Here is a 14,835-nt window from a genome sequence, read left to right on the forward strand (position 1 = left end):
TACGGGCAGGCCGCCGCGTCAGCGCCCTGCCGGCTCGACGCTGCTGCGCCACGCGTCGAGGAACTGGCGGCGCTTGAGCGCATCCAGGTACACCAGCAGGCCGGGGCCGAGCTGGATCGGGCGGCGGCTGCGTCCCGGCGCGTCATCGCTGCGCGCATTGCCGGTCACGATCGGCATCAGCCGTGCCTCGCGCGAGAGCACCTGCTGGCCACGCGGCGACAGCAGGTAGTCGAGGAAGCGCCGCGCTTCTTCAGGGTGCGGGCCGGTGCGCGGAATCACCGCGGTACGCAGCACCACCAGCGTGTAGTCCTCGGGCTCGACAATGGCCAGCGGCGCGCCTGCATCGATGCGCGCCTGCGCGTAGGAGCCGAGCACGTTGTAGACCAGCGACAGCTGGCCGCTGGCCACCTTGTCCAGCAGCACGCCGGTGCGTTCCTCACGCACTACGTCGTTGTCGCCGAGAGCGCCCAGCAAGGCACCTGCGATGCTGCCGCGCTGTGCGTCCTGGGTGGCCAGCAGATAGCCGACGCTGCTGCGCTCGATGTCATAGGTGCCGACCTTGCCGCGCAGCGGCGCACCTTCGGCACGCAGCCGGTCCAACAGCTGGCGGCGCGTATGCGGCACCTTCGCGGCCGGCAGCGTGCGCGTGTTGTAGACCATCACCACCGGTTCGTAGCTGATCCCGAACGCCTCGTTGCGCCACTGCGCCCACGTCGGAAGCGCAGCGGTCTGCGCCGAGCGGTGCGGCAGCGCATGGCCATCGTTGACCAGCTTGGTCTGCAGGTCCATGCCGCTGGAAATCAGCAGGTCCGGAGACGCTGGCCCGGCACGGTCGTGCAGGTAACGCGCGTACAGGTCCTGGGTGATGATGTCCTCGTACACCACCTCGGTGCCGGGATGCAGGCGCTGGTAATCGGCGATGACCACCGCGAACACTTCGATGTCGGTGGTGCCGTGGATGCGCAGCTGAGCGGTGGCATTTCCCTGCGCAGGGAAACGACGCACGTCGCCCGGCGCGGCCAGCACCGGCAGGGTCAGCAGCAGGGCGATGGCCGTGGCGAACAGACGGATCATGAACTGCTCCGGGGCAGGCGGATGGTAGCGACCAGCCCACCCTGCGGGCGGTTACTGAGGTCGATGCGGCCACCGTGGCTGTCGACCACCCGCTTGACGATGGCCAGGCCAAGCCCGGCGCCGCCTGACGGCGCGCCTTCGCCGCGCGCGAAGCGCTCGAACACGCGTTCGGCATCGGCGGGCGCGATGCCTGCACCGTGATCGGCAATGGTCAGCACCGCCTGCCCGCCCTCCACGGTCAACGCGATCTGCAATGAACCGTCGCCGCCATACTTCAGCGCGTTGTCGACCAGGTTCTTGATCGCCTCGCGCAGCAGCAGTGCGTCGCCGTGCACCTGCACCGGCTCGGCGGTCATCGCCAGCTGCACCCGCGGTGCCGGGCCCGCCTGCGGCAGGGCTTCGAGCAGGGCCTGGTGCACGGTCTCGGCCAGGTCCACCGCAGCAAAGCGCTGCAGGTGGGAACGATGGATCACGCTGGCATCGCTGAGCAGCTGGTTGAGCAGGCGGCTCATATGCGTGGCATTGCGCTCGATCGCCTGCAGGCTGCGACGCATATCCTCCGGGTCATCGTCATCCAGCGCCAGCTGTGCCTGCGCGCGCAGTGCGGCCAGCGGCGTGCGCATCTGGTGCGCGGCCTCGGCCATGAATGCACGCAGCGTCTCGTTGCTGCTGGACAGGCGTTCCATGAAGCGGTTCAACGCGGCCACCATCTGGTCCATCTCGCGCGGTACGCGTGCGTCCAATGGCTTCAGGTCGGAGGGTTCGCGACGCGACAGCTCGCGCTCCACCCGCACCAGCGGCCGGAACGCCCGATGCACGCCGAAGGCCACCAGCGCCAGCAGCAGCCCGGACAGCACGCCGATTGCCAGCAGCGCGCGATTGACCATGTCCTGTGCCACAGCTTCGCGCGCGCGCCGGGTCTGGCCCACCTGTACCTGCACTTCGCCCTGCGCCGAGGCCGCCGCGAAGCTGCGGCCGACCACCACGAAACGCACAGTCTCGCCGCTGTAGGGAGCATCGAACAGCTGCGGCTGCGTGCCGGGCCGGCGCGGCGGCGCCGGCAGGTCGCCGTAGCCGGTGATCAGGTTGCCGCGGTTGTCGGCCACCCTGTAGAACACGCGGTCTTCCGGCGCCATCGCCAGCAGGTCCAGCGCCGCATAGGGCAGATCGACCTGCCATTGACCATCGACCAGCGCCACCGAATCGGCGATGGACAGTGCCGAAGACACCAGCAGGTGATCGTAGGACCGGTTGGCGGCACGTTGGCCGTAGTCGCGCGCGGCGAACAGCAGCGCCACCGCGAACACCGCCAGCAACGCACCGAGGTAGAGCAGCAGCGTACGCCGCAGCGAACCCGGTGCGGCGTTCGCAGCGCGCGCGTCAACCATCGGTGTCGGCACTGCCGTCACTGGCTTCCAGCAGATAGCCGACGCCGCGCACGGTAGTGATGCGCAACGGAGCGCCAGCAAGCTTCTTTCTCAGGCGCCCGACATACAGCTCGATGGCATTGGGCCCGGCCTCGTCGTCGAAACCGAACAGCCCATTGCCGATCTCGTCCTTGCCGACCACCTGGCCAAGGCGACCGACCAGGATCTCCAGCAAGCGGTATTCGCGGTTCGGCAGCTCGATCGGCTCGCCGTCGAGGCTGACCCGGTGCGCGGCGTTGTCGAACTGGAAACCGCCAATCTGCACCACTTCACTGGCCTGGCCCCGCGCGCGTCGCAGCAGCACGCGGCAACGCGCTTCGAACTCGCGGAAATCGAACGGCTTGCCCAGGTAATCGTCGGCCCCCACATCCAGCGCCTGCACGCGGTCTTCGATGCCGTCGCGCGCGGTCAGCATCAGCACTGGCGTGCTGTCGCCGCGCTCGCGCATGCCGGCCAGCACGCGCAGGCCATCCAGCTTGGGCAGGCCGATATCCAGCACCACCAGGTCGAAGCTCTGGTAGCGCAGCACGCTGGCCGCGGCCAGCCCGTCGGCCTGCCAGTCCACGGCGTGGCCGCTACGACGCATGCGACGGATGATCGCATCGGCCAGATCGGGGTTGTCTTCGACCAGCAGCAGGCGCATGGGCACACGGGTGGGAGGGGAAACGAATGCTACCGCATGGCGCAGGGTGCGCCCGCCCGGCCCTGCCCGGCGACCATTTACGCTGCACCGCACAAATCGTTGACAGGACGATGACAGCTACGGCGACCCAGACTGCGGCCGCGCACCGTCCGGTGCCCACGATTGCCGCGCGCCTGGCGCGCACCTGGGAGGGTTTGTGGAATTCACGTTTGCCTGGCGGCGTCCTGCCGCCATGATGGCTCTGGCTGCCCTGTCGGCGCCGGCCTTCGCCGAAGACGACCGTCCGGTCACCGCCACCCTCGGTGGCCGCCTGCACCTGGACTTCGCCACCTTCGACAACGACAACCGCGGTACGCCGAACAAGGACGACACCGAGATCCGCCGCGCCTGGGTCGATGTGTCCGGCAAGTTCTTCGTGGTCGACTACAAGCTGGAAGCCGACTTCTCCGGCGACCATGTCGAGGCCAAGGACGTGTACCTGGCACGCAGCTTTGGCAAGGCCGGCAAGCTGACCGTGGGCCAGTTCAAGCAGTACTTCTCGCTGGATGACCGCACCAGCTCCAACTACGGCAGCTTCCTGGAGCGCGGCAACGCCGGCACCACGCTGGCACCGCTGTACCGGCTGGGCGCGTCGTGGCAGGCCAATCCGGGTGATTTCACATGGGCCGCCAGCGTCTACAGCCTGGAAAGCATCGATGCCTGGCAGGTGAAGGGCCGCGCCGCCGGCGGCCGGGTCACCTGGGCGCCCTCACCCCGCGACGGTGACGTGCTGCACCTGGGTCTGTCGCTGGCCCGCGAAGCCTATGACAACCCAGGTGCCAACGGCGTTCCGGGCCTGAAGATCCGCCCGCGCCCGGCTGGCCATCTGTCCGACGAGAGCCGCCTGACCCTGGTCGACTTCTCCGCCGGCCGCGATACCGACGTCAACAAGTGGTCGCTGGAATACGCGCAGGTCCGCGGCCCGCTGTCGTGGCAGGGCGAGTTCAGCGGTGCCACCTTCGATGACGGTGCGCAGCGCGGCGACGTGATGGCCGCCTACGGCATGCTCAGCTGGTTCGTCACTGGCGAAAGCCGCGCCTACGACCGTAAGACCGGCCGCTTCGCGCGGGTCAAGGACATCCGCCACAAGGCCGGTGCCTTCGAGGTGGCGCTGCGCTACGACCAGATGTGGGGCGCGCAGCATCTCGATGGTGCGCCCGACCTGCGCCGTGGCAGCACCGAAGCGTGGACACTGGGCGGCAACTGGTACCTGCGCGACAACCTGCGCTTCATGCTCAACGTGATCGAAAGCCGCAACCGCGACCGCCTGGCCGGGGTCACGGTGGACCGCACGCGCGCGGTCACCGGTCGCCTGCAGTACGACTTCTAAGCCCGGCATCCCGGGCATGCCGCCCGGGCCGCTTCCACTCCCCCACATCCTGTTTTCGCAAGGAGTCCGCAGATGATGCTGAGCATCCTCGGCTTTGGCATGGTCATTACGTTCATGTACCTGATCATGAGCAAACGACTGTCGCCGCTGGTCGCCCTGATCACCATCCCGATCATCTTCGCCCTGTTGGGCGGCTTCGGCGCCGACATCGACGAAATGATGCTGGAGGGCATCAAGAAGATCGCGCCGACCGGCGTGATGCTGATGTTCGCCATCCTCTACTTCGGCGTGATGATCGATGCCGGCCTGTTCGATCCGCTGGTGCGGGTGATCCTGCGCTTCGTCAAGGGCGATCCGATGAAGATCGTGCTCGGCACCGCGGTGCTGGCGATGCTGATCTCGCTCGATGGTGACGGCTCGACCACCTACATGATCACCGTCTCGGCGATGCTGCCGCTGTACCAGCGGCTGGGCATGAACGCGCTGAACATGACCTGCGTGACCATCCTTGCCGGCGGCGTGATGAACCTGACCCCGTGGGGCGGGCCGACCGCACGCGCGGCCACCGCGCTGCATGTGGACCCGGCCGATGTATTCGTGCCGCTGATCCCGTCGATGGTGATCGCCTGTGCCGGCGTGCTGCTGCTGGCCTGGTACCTGGGCCTGAAGGAACGCCGCCGGCTGGGCGTGGTGACCCTGCCCAAGGGCGGCAGCTGGATGGACAACAGCGTGTCCGACGACAGCAACCCGCTGCCGACCGTGGAAGACGCCGAAGACATCAAGCGCCCGAAGCTGCTGTGGGTGAACCTGGCGCTGACCGTGGCGCTGATGACCGCACTGATCATCGGCGTACTGCCGATGCCGGTACTGTTCATGGTCGGCTTCGCCATCGCACTGGTGATCAACTACCCGAACCTGGCCGAACAGCGCCGCCGCGTGGTCAACCACGCCGGCAACGTGCTGTCGGTGGTCTCGCTGATCTTCGCCGCTGGCATCTTCACCGGCATCCTCAACAACACCGGCATGGTCGAAGCGATGTCGCACAGCTTCCTGGCGGTGATTCCGGAGTCGTGGGGGCCGTACCTGGCGGTGATCACCGCGGTGGCGTCGATGCCGTTCACCTTCTTCATGTCCAACGACGCGTTCTACTTCGGCGTGCTGCCGATCCTGTCCGAGGCCGCCGGCAACTACGGCATCACCCCGGTGGAAATGGCGCGCGCGTCTCTGGCTGGCCAGCCGGTGCATCTGCTCAGCCCGCTGGTGCCGTCCACCTACCTGCTGGTGGGCCTGGCCAAGGTCGAGTTCGCCGACCACCAGAAGTTCACCCTGAAGTGGGCCATCGCCATCTCGATGCTGCTGATGGTCGGCAGCCTGCTGTTCGGCCTGTATCCGCTCGCCGCCTGACCCCTTACCAAGGAGCCTTCTGCAATGACGCTTCGAATCGCTTACGTCACCAGCGGCATGGGCAGTGTCGGTACTGCCATCTGCCAGAGCCTGGCCCGCAGCGGCCACACCGTGGTCGCCGGTTGCGCGCCGAATTCGCCGCGCAAGGCCAACTGGCTGCGCGAACAGCGCGAACAGGGTTTCGACTTCATCGCGTCCGAAGGCAACGCCACCGACTGGACCTCGACCAGCGCGGCGTTCGCCAAGGTGCGCGCCGAAGTCGGTGAAGTGGACGTGCTGGTCAACAACTCCGGCGGCAGCCGCGACCTGCTGTTCCGGCAGATGACGGTGGACGACTGGAACGCGGTGATCGCCTCCAACCTCAATTCGCTGTTCAACCTGACCAAGCAGGTGGTCGACGGCATGGCCACGCGTGGCTGGGGCCGCATCATCAACATCGGCTCGGTGAGCGCGCACAAGGGCCAGATCGGCCAGGTGAACTACGCAACGGCGAAGGCGGCGATGCATGGCTTCAGCCGTGCACTGGCCGCCGAAGTGGCCTCGCGCGGGGTCACCGTCAATACGCTGTCGCCGGGCTACATCGCCAGCCAGGCGATCAGCAGCTTCCCACCGGATGTACTGGACCGGTTGGCCGCATCGGTGCCGGTGCGCCGCCTTGGCCGCCCCGAGGAAGTGGCGGGCCTGGTGGCCTGGCTGGCATCGGACGAGGCTTCGTACGTGACCGGCGCCGACTACCCGGTCAACGGCGGCCTGTACATGGGGTGAGCCCGCTTCCACGCAACGCGTGGACTGCCTCCCCCACGGAGTGCGCGGGGCCGGTGAACCTTCGCGTGCGAGGGGGATCCGGCCCCATTTTGTTTCTGCAATTCTGGGACGCACTGCCCGATACATCGGCAGAACCGATGCTATATCTGCCAACGCTCACTGAGCCTGATGGACCAACGGCTGGAATCGCGGATCAAGGAGGTTGGCATGCGTGCATTGCTGATTGCGCTTCTTGTGGTCGCCACTACGCTGCTGACGACACAGGCCCGGGCGGAGCCCCCGCCGATGCGGGTGATCACGGGTCTGGGCTGCCCCGACTGGCTGATACCAGGTGCCCCCACTCTCGATGCACAGATCACCGGGCATCCGGAGTGGACCTTCTCCTGGGCGCCCGCGTCCTATACCAATCGCGATCCCATCCGGATCTACATCCAGTCCTTCGACTGCGATTCCTCCGACATTGCGGGCTACTACTTCCGGATCGCAGCCATTGCCCATGAAGTCGGGCACGCACTGTACTTCGACGGCATCGCCTTGAGTACCCGAAGTGCGTTCATCCAGCACTTCTGCACCATGGAGGGGAAAGCGGTACTCAACAACCTCACCGCGCGCAGCGAGCTTCTGGTAACCAGCCTGGGGTACTACGACATCGGTGTGGCGGCGTCCAACGGCCCCAGCCTCATCGCACGGGCCGATGCTGGCGGTGAAGAACTGGACCGGCAGGTGGGAAAGCTGTTCTGCGACAACAACGTAACTTCAACCACCGGCGAGAACTACAACGACTTCTACGGCAGGATCTACGATGAAGCGATCGCAGCCCGTCCCTGAACTTCTTCTGCTCCTGAGCCTGTTGATTGCCGGTTCTGCGACAGCAGCCACGCCCGCCGCCAGTGCAGAGGAGGCGGACGCAACATGGCGGCTCGTGGAGCGCTGGTCCTCGCAGCTGGCGCGCTCTGACCTTGTCGTGCAGCTATCACCACTGGCTCCGGCCAACTCGCGTTCGGAAGCAAGAATCGGCCGGGGCGACAGCGCAACCATCGATCTGGCGCCATTCGTGGTCGCCGGGAGGATCAAAGGGCCTTCTGGCCAGATCCATACCGATGCCTCCGGGCGAATCATCAAAGGCGTGACGCTCTCGCTGGGCGGCGCCTGCATCTCGCGAAAGCAGATGGGTCGCCGCTTCCCCAACTTCAGTGTTCTATCCGTTCCATCAGGACATAGCCTGGACGAGTCGACGGTGTTCGGCACCGTGATGAGCGGAATCCAGATCGGATTCTCATTCTCCGAACATGACCGTGACTGCATGACCCAGCTCAGGTTCAGCTGGCCCGGCGAGCGCTTCTGATCCCGCCTTGTCGAAGGTAGTGCTGGACACGCATCACGCGCGTGCACCGTTCGTTGGTTTTTCGTAAAGAAGGTTTCATGTTCCGTTCGCATAGTGGCCATGCACCGCGCATGCATGCCGGTGACCACCCCCAATGCAACGGACCACCATGCAGACCCGACACCTGACGATCGCCGTGGCGATCGCGCTTTCCGCCGCCAGCGCCCATGCCGCCACCGTGGCCGATGCCGGCGCCAATGCCAGCACCGATGCCGCACTGAGCGCGCAGACGCTGGATACCGTCTCCGTGATCGGCCAGGGCGAGACCCGCCAGGTGCAGCGCATCACCGCGGTCGACAAGCAGGTGCTGCCGCCGGGTACCAGCGGCCAGAAGATCCTCGACCGCCTGCCCGGCGTGTCGGTGCAGTCCAACGATGCCTTCGGTGCCAACGAAGAATCGCAGACGATCAGCCTGCGTGGCTTCGACAAGAGCCGCCTCGGCTACACGCTGGACGGCATCCCGCTGGGCGACAACAGCTACGGCAACTACAACGGCCTGAGCATCGCCCGCGCGATCATCGCCGAGAACCTGGCCGGCGCCGAACTGTCGCAGGGCATCGGTTCGCTGGGCGTAGCCTCGACCAGCAACCTGGGTGGCACCATCCAGTACTTCTCGATGGATCCGTCCACCGAGTTCGGCGGCCGCGCCAGCGTCACCGTGGGTGACAACAACCAGCGCCGTGGTTACCTGCGCGTGGATACCGGGGACATCAATGGCTTCTCGGCCTACGTGTCCGGCGTGCACCAGGACCAGGACATGTGGGCCGCGCCGCACCAGAACCAGACCACGCGCCAGTTCAACGCCAAGGCGGTGTGGAATGTCGGCGACCACCGCTTCGGTGCGTTCGTGGCGACCTCGCGTGCCAGCCAGGCCAACTACGCCTACCTGTCCAAGGACATGCTGGCCCGCGGCCTGGGCTATGACTGGAACATCTACGCGCCGGACTGGGATCGCGCCGTGGCCGCCGCGTATTGCGCGCCCGGTACCTTCAATGCTTCGAAGTGCAAATTCAGCGGCAATGTCCGCAGCATCGACGACGCCTACTATCAGAGCCGTGCGCTGCGTGACGACAACCTGTACTCGGTGGATGCCGACCTGCGCCTGGGCGAGCAGGGCCGCCTGAAGCTGCTGGCCTACCATCATGACAACCGTGGCCAGGGCCACTGGTGGGCGCCGGGCCAGCCGTCCTACCCGGGTACCGACAAGATGCTGCCGATCTCGATCCGCAGCACCAACTACACCATCAACCGCGATGGCCTGACCGCCGCGCTGTCGTGGACGGTGGGCATCCACGAGCTGGAAGCCGGCCTGTGGTTCGAGCAGAACGACCATAACGTCTCGCGCAACTTCTACTACATCAGCGGCCCGTTCCTGGACGACCTGTACCTGAAGAACCCGGACCGCCTGCTGTTCAACCAGGACTTCGACATCCGCACGCGCCAGTTCTACGTGCAGGACCGCATGCGCTTCCTGGACCAGCGCCTGACCGTGGACGTCGGCATCAAGAGCCCGAACACCCGCATGCGCGCCACCGCCAACCCGGGCGTGGAGACCAGCATCGCCTCGGGCACGCTGACCGCGAAGGAATCGGTGCTGCCGCAGGTCGGCCTGGGCTTCAAGCTCAACGCCAACAACGAGCTGTTCGCTTCGTACGCCGAGAACATTGCTGCCTTCGTCGGTGGTGGCAGCGGCGGCCCGCTGCAGGTCTCGCCGGAATCGTTCGCGGCCAGCGCCGGGCTGGAACCGGAAAAATCCAAGAGCCTGGAAGCCGGCTTCCGTACCTTCGGCGAGAAGTACCAGGCGTCCATCGCCGCCTACAACGTGAAGTTCGACAACCGCCTGCTGTCGCTGAACCCGTGCTCGAGCATCGAAGTGGGTACGCGTCCGGAGTGCGTGACGCGCTTCATCAACGTCGGCTCGGTGAAGAGCCACGGCGCGGAGCTGACCTTCATCCTCAAGCCGATCGACGGCCTGCAGTGGTACAACGCGCTGTCCTGGAACAAGACCACCTACGAGGATGACTACACCTCGGGCGGTGCGATCGTGCCAGTGGCCGGCAAGATCACCGTGGACACGCCGCAGCGCATGGCCTCCAGTGAAATCAGCTGGAACCGTGATGGTTTCTTCGCCAGCCTGCGCGCCAAGTACACCGGCAAGCGCTACTACACCTACACCAACGATCAGTCGGTGCCGGGCGTGACCACCTTCGACGCCGGTGCAGGCTACGACTTCGGCCCGGGCTTCGGCCTGCGCAACGTGCGGGTGTCGTTGAACGCGACGAATCTGACCAACAAGCGCTATGCCGGCCAGCTGAGCTCGTTCGCACCGACCGATCCGAACGGCACGCGTTATGCGATCCATGCAAGCGCGCCGCGTCAGGTGTTCATGACGGTGGCGGCGGAGTTCTAAGTCAGAAGCGGGCGCTGCGGCGCATCAGTACCGCAGCGGGGCGAGGTGGGACGGGCCGAGGCAGGACACGCCGCAAGTACGTCCATGTAGGCTCGGTCGGCGCATCCATGCGCCTCACGGTCCTGCCTCAGCCCGTCCCACCGCGCTCGACAATTCCCTGCGCCGGCGCGGAGGCAATGAAAAGCAAGAGCAAAAAGCAAAGAGCCGGGCATTGCCCGGCTCTTTGCTTTTCAAGCGCAATCCTTCGGCGTACCTGCTACCGCGCCCGCGGGAAACTGTCTGGAGGAGGCGGGGCACCCTGGCCAGGACCGTTGGCGCCATGGATGGCGCCATCGAGCACCATGGAGGGGCTTTTGCGTGTCCTGGCCAGGGTGCCCCGCCTCCTCCCCACCGATAGCAGGCAGGCGCTGGCGGGTCCGCCAACGCATTTCATTCCGGCGCCAGCTGGTCCATCCGTATCCGGTTGGCGAACAACGAGAACGCCAGCATGCCGGCCAGTCCGTTCGCCCGGCTCACCCAGTGCGGCAGCCAGCGCGGTGGCTTCAGCACCCCACTCTCGAACAGCGGCGCGAACGCGATCGCATCGGTCAGGCTCATCTTGCCGGCGAACAACCAGCGGCAGACCTGCAGCCGGTCTTCGGCCAGCATATGGCGGAAGAAGGTGTGCACCGACACCAGGCCACGCAGGTACACCGTGTCCTTGGTGAAGGCCAGGCCACCGCTGGGCGGTACGCCGCGGAACACGCGTTGCGCCGAGGCGAAACTTTCTTCGGTGTTCTGCCCGGCATCGCAGAAATAGCGGAACACCTCGATGAAATCGGCGCCTTCGCGCGCCATCGCAATCGCTTCGGTACGCAGGCTGATGCGTTTCAGGCGCTCGATGTCGATGCTGCCGGTGATCTGTTCGGCGAACGTTGCCAACCCTTCCTGGGTCGCGGTCACCCGCGGCGACGACAGCGCCAGGCTCGGCAGCACCGGCTGTTCGCGGCCGTTCAATGCGGTCAGCGAATGCACCAGTGCTTCATGGTGGAACAGCTGCGCGCGGTCGTAGGCGCTGAAACGCGCACTGGTGCGCAGGCGGATGCGGGTCGGGCCGGCAGCCGCCTTGGAGACCAGCTCCGGATCCAGCTGCACCTGGATGATGCGCGATTCGAAGAAGGCATCGAGGTCGTTCTGCAGCTGCAGTTGCAGGGCAATGGCCGACACCGGCACCTGCTCTTCCGGCGCCAGCAGTTCGTGGTCCAGTTCGGCGGCAATCTGGATGAAGTGCCGCGCCGCTTCGCGCGTGCTCGGGCCATTGCCCGGCAGCGGCTGCTCGGGCGCGCCGAACAGCTGCACCGAACAGGTATCGACGGCGGCGGTGCCCAGCCCCTCCAGCAGCTGCGCGGCCAGGTCCCAGCTCTGCGCCGACTGCCGCACGTAATGACCGAGTGGATGGCTGTCGTCGCAGTCGGCGGCGATCGCGGCCAGCGCGCTGCGCTCCTCGCTGAAATCCAACCGCGGATAGTCCACCTTCGGCAGCACCGGCTGGCCGCGCGCCACGCTGTCCAGGAACGGTGCCTGCACCGTCGCCGGCCAGCTGGTCAGGCCCAGCAGGCGGATGCCACCCACGGCCTCGACCAGGCGCGCATCGAGCGCTGCATGGTGGGCCACGTCACGGTCCAGCGTCGCGGTCGGTTCCATGCGCGGACTATAACGCCCAGCCCGCGCGTTGGTAGCTGCCAACCTTGGTTGGCACCCCCCGCAGGCGGGCGTCGGACATATTCCGTGCCAACCAAGGTTGGCACCTACCAAGGGCAGGCAGAGGCGGGCTTCGGATCCATTCGTGCCAACGAAGGTTGGCACCTACCAGAAACGGCTCAACGCCGGCGTGGCTTGCCCGCCGGGCGGAACTGCTGGCCCTTGCCCTTCCTGCCGCCGCGCTCCTGCGCGGTCTCGGCCTGGCGCACCGCCAGCTTGGCGGCCGCGGCGGCCACTTCTTCCTTCAGCTTGAAGTAGTTCAGCAGCCGGCTCTCTTCGATCTCACCGGCGTCGATCGCTGCGCGCACGGCGCAGCCCGGCTCCTGCTGATGCTTGCAGTCGTTGAAGCGGCACTGTGCGGCAAGTGCTTCGATATCGGCGAAGCCGCCCTCGGACAGCGTTTCTTCGCCGGTCGGTTTCAACTCGCGCATGCCGGGGGTGTCGATCAGGCAGGCACCGGTCGGCAGCGGCATCAGCGCGCGATGGGTGGTGGTGTGGCGGCCACGCGAGTCGTTGGCGCGCACCGCATTGGTCTTCATCCGCTGCTCGCCAAGCAGGGTGTTGGTCAACGTGGACTTGCCGGCACCGGAAGAACCGACCAGCACCACCGTGCGGCCCGGGCCCAGCCACGGCTGCAGCACCGCCACGCTGTCGGCATCCAGGCCGTTGATCGCATGCAGCGCGATGCCCTGCATCTCCAGTTCTTCCAGCACCGCCAGTGCGTCTTCGCTGTATTCGGTCTGGTCGGCCTTGGTCAGCACCACCACCGGTTCGGCACCACCGCCGCCAACCAGCAGCAGGTAGCGTTCGATACGGCGCGGATTGAAGTCGGCGTCCAGGCCGCAGACGATGAACACCGTATCGATGTTGGCCGCGATCACCTGCTGGTGGTAATGCTCGCCGGCCGCACCGCGCTTGATCGCGGTCCGGCGCGGCAGCAGGGCGACGATCCGGATGCCATCAAGCAGCACCCAGTCGCCCACCGCCGGCCGCTCATGGCTGGGGAAGCGCGGGCGCTGCCATTCCGGCAGCGACTCGGCTTTGATCGATGCATCCGGGCCGTCGGCCACCACGTAATGGGTGCGGTGCTGTTCGATCACCCGCGCCGGGCGGGCCTGCGGATGGGCAGCCATCGCGGCCTGCCAGTCGGCCTGCTGCGCCGGGCCCGGCCAGGGCCAGCCGATGGTCTGCAGGGCGGTGAAATCGGGGGTCTGGGTCATCGCCGCCATTCTAACCGGCCCGATGCCCTGCCAGCCCAGCAACGGCAGGCCCGCGCCCTTGCCATGCATTGCAGCAATTCCGGTAGGATGGAAACCCCATGCCTTTTGACGGCCCAGCCCCCATGTCCACCCCCTCGCCCAAGCCCCTGGCCATCCGCGAGCGCCTTTCCGAAGTGCGCTACGAAATCCGCGGAGAACTGGCGCGGCGAGCCCGGGAGCTGGAAGCGCAGGGCCGCAAGCTGATCAAGCTCAACATCGGCAACCCCGGTGCCTTCGGCTTCCGTGCGCCCGAGCACCTGCAGCGCGCGATCGCCGACGACATGGGCCGCACCGACCCGTACACCCACCAGCAGGGCCTGCCGGTCGCACGCGAAGCCATCGCCGGCTATTACGCCCGCCGTGGCGCGCCCGATGCGCACCCGGACCGTGTCTTCCTCGGCAACGGCGTCAGCGAACTGATCGACCTCTCGCTGCGCGCCCTGCTCAACCCGGGCGACGAAGTGCTGGTGCCCTCGCCCGACTACCCGCTGTGGTCGGCCTCGACCATCCTCAACGATGGCCGCCCGGTGTACTACCGCTGCGCGCCGGAGAACGGCTTCCAGCCGGACCCGAGCGAGATCGAGACGCTGGTCTCTTCGCGCACCCGCGCCATCGTGCTGATCAACCCGAACAATCCCAGCGGCGCCAGCTATCCGCGCGAACTGCTGGAACGCGTGGTGGAGATCGCACGCCGCCACAACCTGCTGCTGCTGGTCGATGAGATCTACGACCAGATCCTGTACGACGACGCGGTGTTCCAGCCGGTCGCTCCGCTGGCCGGCGATCATCCGTGCCTGACCTTCAGCGGCCTGAGCAAGGTGCACCGCGCCTGCGGCTGGCGCGTGGGCTGGGCCCACCTCAGCGGCGACGATGCCCGGCTCGGCGACTTCCGTGCAGCGCTGGACCTGCTGGGCGCGCTGCGCCTGTGCGCCAACGTGCCCGGCCAGTACGCCATCGAGGCCGCCGTGAACGGCCCGGACACCATTTCCGAACTGTGCACGCCCGGTGGCCGCCTGTATGAGACCCGGCGCGCGGTGATCGAGGCCTGCGAAGCCAGCGAGCACCTGTCGCTGGTCGCGCCGGCCGGTGCGCTGTATGCGTTCCCGGCCGTGGTCGGCGCCGCCGCCAAGGGCTTCGACGACCACAACTTCGCGCTGGACCTGATGAACAACGAAGGCGTGCTGGTGGTGCCGGGTTCCAGCTTCAACGTGCCCTACCGCCACCACTTCCGCGTGACCCTGATGCCGGAAGCCTCGGTGATGCGCGATGTGTTCGCCCGCATCGACCGCGTGCTGGCCCGACGTGCCGAGGACGCGACCAAGGTCGTGCCGCTGAAGCCGCGCCGTTCGGTGGCCTGAGC

General features: G+C 66.8%; 12 protein-coding genes. 7 read left to right on the forward strand and 5 right to left on the reverse strand.

Annotation, left to right across the window (positions count from 1 at the left end; all coding sequences use genetic code 11):
• Nucleotides 1-18 precede the first annotated feature (18 nt).
• Genes K5L94_RS18490 through K5L94_RS18500 form a run of 3 tightly spaced genes read right to left on the reverse strand, consistent with a single transcriptional unit; the run spans nt 19 to nt 3,144 of the window.
• Nucleotides 19-1,074: an ABC transporter substrate-binding protein gene (locus tag K5L94_RS18490; RefSeq protein WP_274511140.1), complete on the reverse strand. Its 1,056-nt coding sequence runs from the start codon at nt 1,072-1,074 to the stop codon at nt 19-21.
• Nucleotides 1,071-2,462, reverse strand: coding sequence for a sensor histidine kinase (locus tag K5L94_RS18495; RefSeq protein WP_274511141.1), 1,392 nt, complete (start codon nt 2,460-2,462; stop codon nt 1,071-1,073). The genes K5L94_RS18490 and K5L94_RS18495 overlap by 4 nt, the downstream gene beginning before the upstream one ends.
• Complete coding sequence (locus K5L94_RS18500) at nt 2,455-3,144, reverse strand: response regulator transcription factor (protein ID WP_053450752.1); 690 nt, start codon at nt 3,142-3,144, stop codon at nt 2,455-2,457. The genes K5L94_RS18495 and K5L94_RS18500 overlap by 8 nt, the downstream gene beginning before the upstream one ends.
• 232 nt (nt 3,145-3,376) lie before the next feature.
• On the opposite strand from K5L94_RS18500, the gene K5L94_RS18505 reads away from it, so the two are divergent.
• From K5L94_RS18505 to K5L94_RS18530, 6 genes are all read left to right on the forward strand, one after another.
• A complete protein-coding gene (locus tag K5L94_RS18505) occupies nt 3,377-4,513 on the forward strand; it encodes an OprO/OprP family phosphate-selective porin (RefSeq protein ID WP_274511142.1) in 1,137 nt (378 codons plus the stop codon).
• A 75-nt stretch (nt 4,514-4,588) separates the two neighbouring features.
• On the forward strand, nt 4,589-5,917 hold the full coding sequence (locus tag K5L94_RS18510) for a CitMHS family transporter (protein ID WP_053509619.1): 1,329 nt from the start codon (nt 4,589-4,591) through the stop codon (nt 5,915-5,917).
• Between the two features lie 24 nt (nt 5,918-5,941).
• Nucleotides 5,942-6,682, forward strand: coding sequence for an acetoacetyl-CoA reductase (gene phbB / locus K5L94_RS18515; RefSeq protein ID WP_274511143.1), 741 nt, complete (start codon nt 5,942-5,944; stop codon nt 6,680-6,682).
• A 207-nt stretch (nt 6,683-6,889) separates the two neighbouring features.
• Nucleotides 6,890-7,510 (forward strand): hypothetical protein, encoded by a 621-nt coding sequence (locus K5L94_RS18520; protein WP_230078921.1) that lies wholly within the window; start codon nt 6,890-6,892, stop codon nt 7,508-7,510.
• The gene (locus K5L94_RS18525; protein ID WP_053509579.1) at nt 7,485-8,027 is read left to right on the forward strand and encodes a hypothetical protein; all 543 of its coding nucleotides are present in this window, start codon (nt 7,485-7,487) and stop codon (nt 8,025-8,027) included. Before K5L94_RS18520 ends, K5L94_RS18525 begins: the two co-directional genes overlap by 26 nt.
• Before the next feature lie 148 nt (nt 8,028-8,175).
• Nucleotides 8,176-10,476 carry a TonB-dependent receptor gene (locus K5L94_RS18530; protein WP_053450755.1) on the forward strand — a complete coding sequence of 767 codons (2,301 nt, stop codon included), beginning with the start codon at nt 8,176-8,178 and terminating at the stop codon, nt 10,474-10,476.
• 429 nt (nt 10,477-10,905) lie between these two features.
• Here K5L94_RS18530 and K5L94_RS18535 read toward each other — a convergent pair whose 3' ends face one another.
• Both K5L94_RS18535 and rsgA read right to left on the reverse strand, forming a co-directional pair.
• Nucleotides 10,906-12,159 (reverse strand): flavohemoglobin expression-modulating QEGLA motif protein, encoded by a 1,254-nt coding sequence (locus K5L94_RS18535; RefSeq protein ID WP_274511144.1) that lies wholly within the window; start codon nt 12,157-12,159, stop codon nt 10,906-10,908.
• Nucleotides 12,160-12,335: 176 nt separating this feature from the next.
• Nucleotides 12,336-13,445 (reverse strand): ribosome small subunit-dependent GTPase A, encoded by a 1,110-nt coding sequence (gene rsgA / locus K5L94_RS18540; RefSeq protein ID WP_008265397.1) that lies wholly within the window; start codon nt 13,443-13,445, stop codon nt 12,336-12,338.
• A 113-nt stretch (nt 13,446-13,558) separates the two neighbouring features.
• On the opposite strand from rsgA, the gene K5L94_RS18545 reads away from it, so the two are divergent.
• Nucleotides 13,559-14,833 (forward strand): pyridoxal phosphate-dependent aminotransferase, encoded by a 1,275-nt coding sequence (locus K5L94_RS18545; RefSeq protein ID WP_053450757.1) that lies wholly within the window; start codon nt 13,559-13,561, stop codon nt 14,831-14,833.
• Nucleotides 14,834-14,835 lie beyond the last annotated feature (2 nt).

This window comes from Stenotrophomonas forensis (assembly GCF_028752115.1).
Taxonomy (GTDB): domain Bacteria; phylum Pseudomonadota; class Gammaproteobacteria; order Xanthomonadales; family Xanthomonadaceae; genus Stenotrophomonas; species Stenotrophomonas forensis.

Coding starts and splice junctions, on each gene's coding strand:
- K5L94_RS18490 (WP_274511140.1), bottom strand. CDS start 1,074: ATGATCCGTCTGTTCGCCACGGCCATCGCCCTGCTGCTGACCCTGCCG.
- K5L94_RS18495 (WP_274511141.1), bottom strand. CDS start 2,462: ATGGTTGACGCGCGCGCTGCGAACGCCGCACCGGGTTCGCTGCGGCGT.
- K5L94_RS18500 (WP_053450752.1), bottom strand. CDS start 3,144: ATGCGCCTGCTGCTGGTCGAAGACAACCCCGATCTGGCCGATGCGATC.
- K5L94_RS18505 (WP_274511142.1), top strand. CDS start 3,377: ATGATGGCTCTGGCTGCCCTGTCGGCGCCGGCCTTCGCCGAAGACGAC.
- K5L94_RS18510 (WP_053509619.1), top strand. CDS start 4,589: ATGCTGAGCATCCTCGGCTTTGGCATGGTCATTACGTTCATGTACCTG.
- phbB (WP_274511143.1), top strand. CDS start 5,942: ATGACGCTTCGAATCGCTTACGTCACCAGCGGCATGGGCAGTGTCGGT.
- K5L94_RS18520 (WP_230078921.1), top strand. CDS start 6,890: ATGCGTGCATTGCTGATTGCGCTTCTTGTGGTCGCCACTACGCTGCTG.
- K5L94_RS18525 (WP_053509579.1), top strand. CDS start 7,485: ATGAAGCGATCGCAGCCCGTCCCTGAACTTCTTCTGCTCCTGAGCCTG.
- K5L94_RS18530 (WP_053450755.1), top strand. CDS start 8,176: ATGCAGACCCGACACCTGACGATCGCCGTGGCGATCGCGCTTTCCGCC.
- K5L94_RS18535 (WP_274511144.1), bottom strand. CDS start 12,159: ATGGAACCGACCGCGACGCTGGACCGTGACGTGGCCCACCATGCAGCG.
- rsgA (WP_008265397.1), bottom strand. CDS start 13,445: ATGGCGGCGATGACCCAGACCCCCGATTTCACCGCCCTGCAGACCATC.
- K5L94_RS18545 (WP_053450757.1), top strand. CDS start 13,559: ATGTCCACCCCCTCGCCCAAGCCCCTGGCCATCCGCGAGCGCCTTTCC.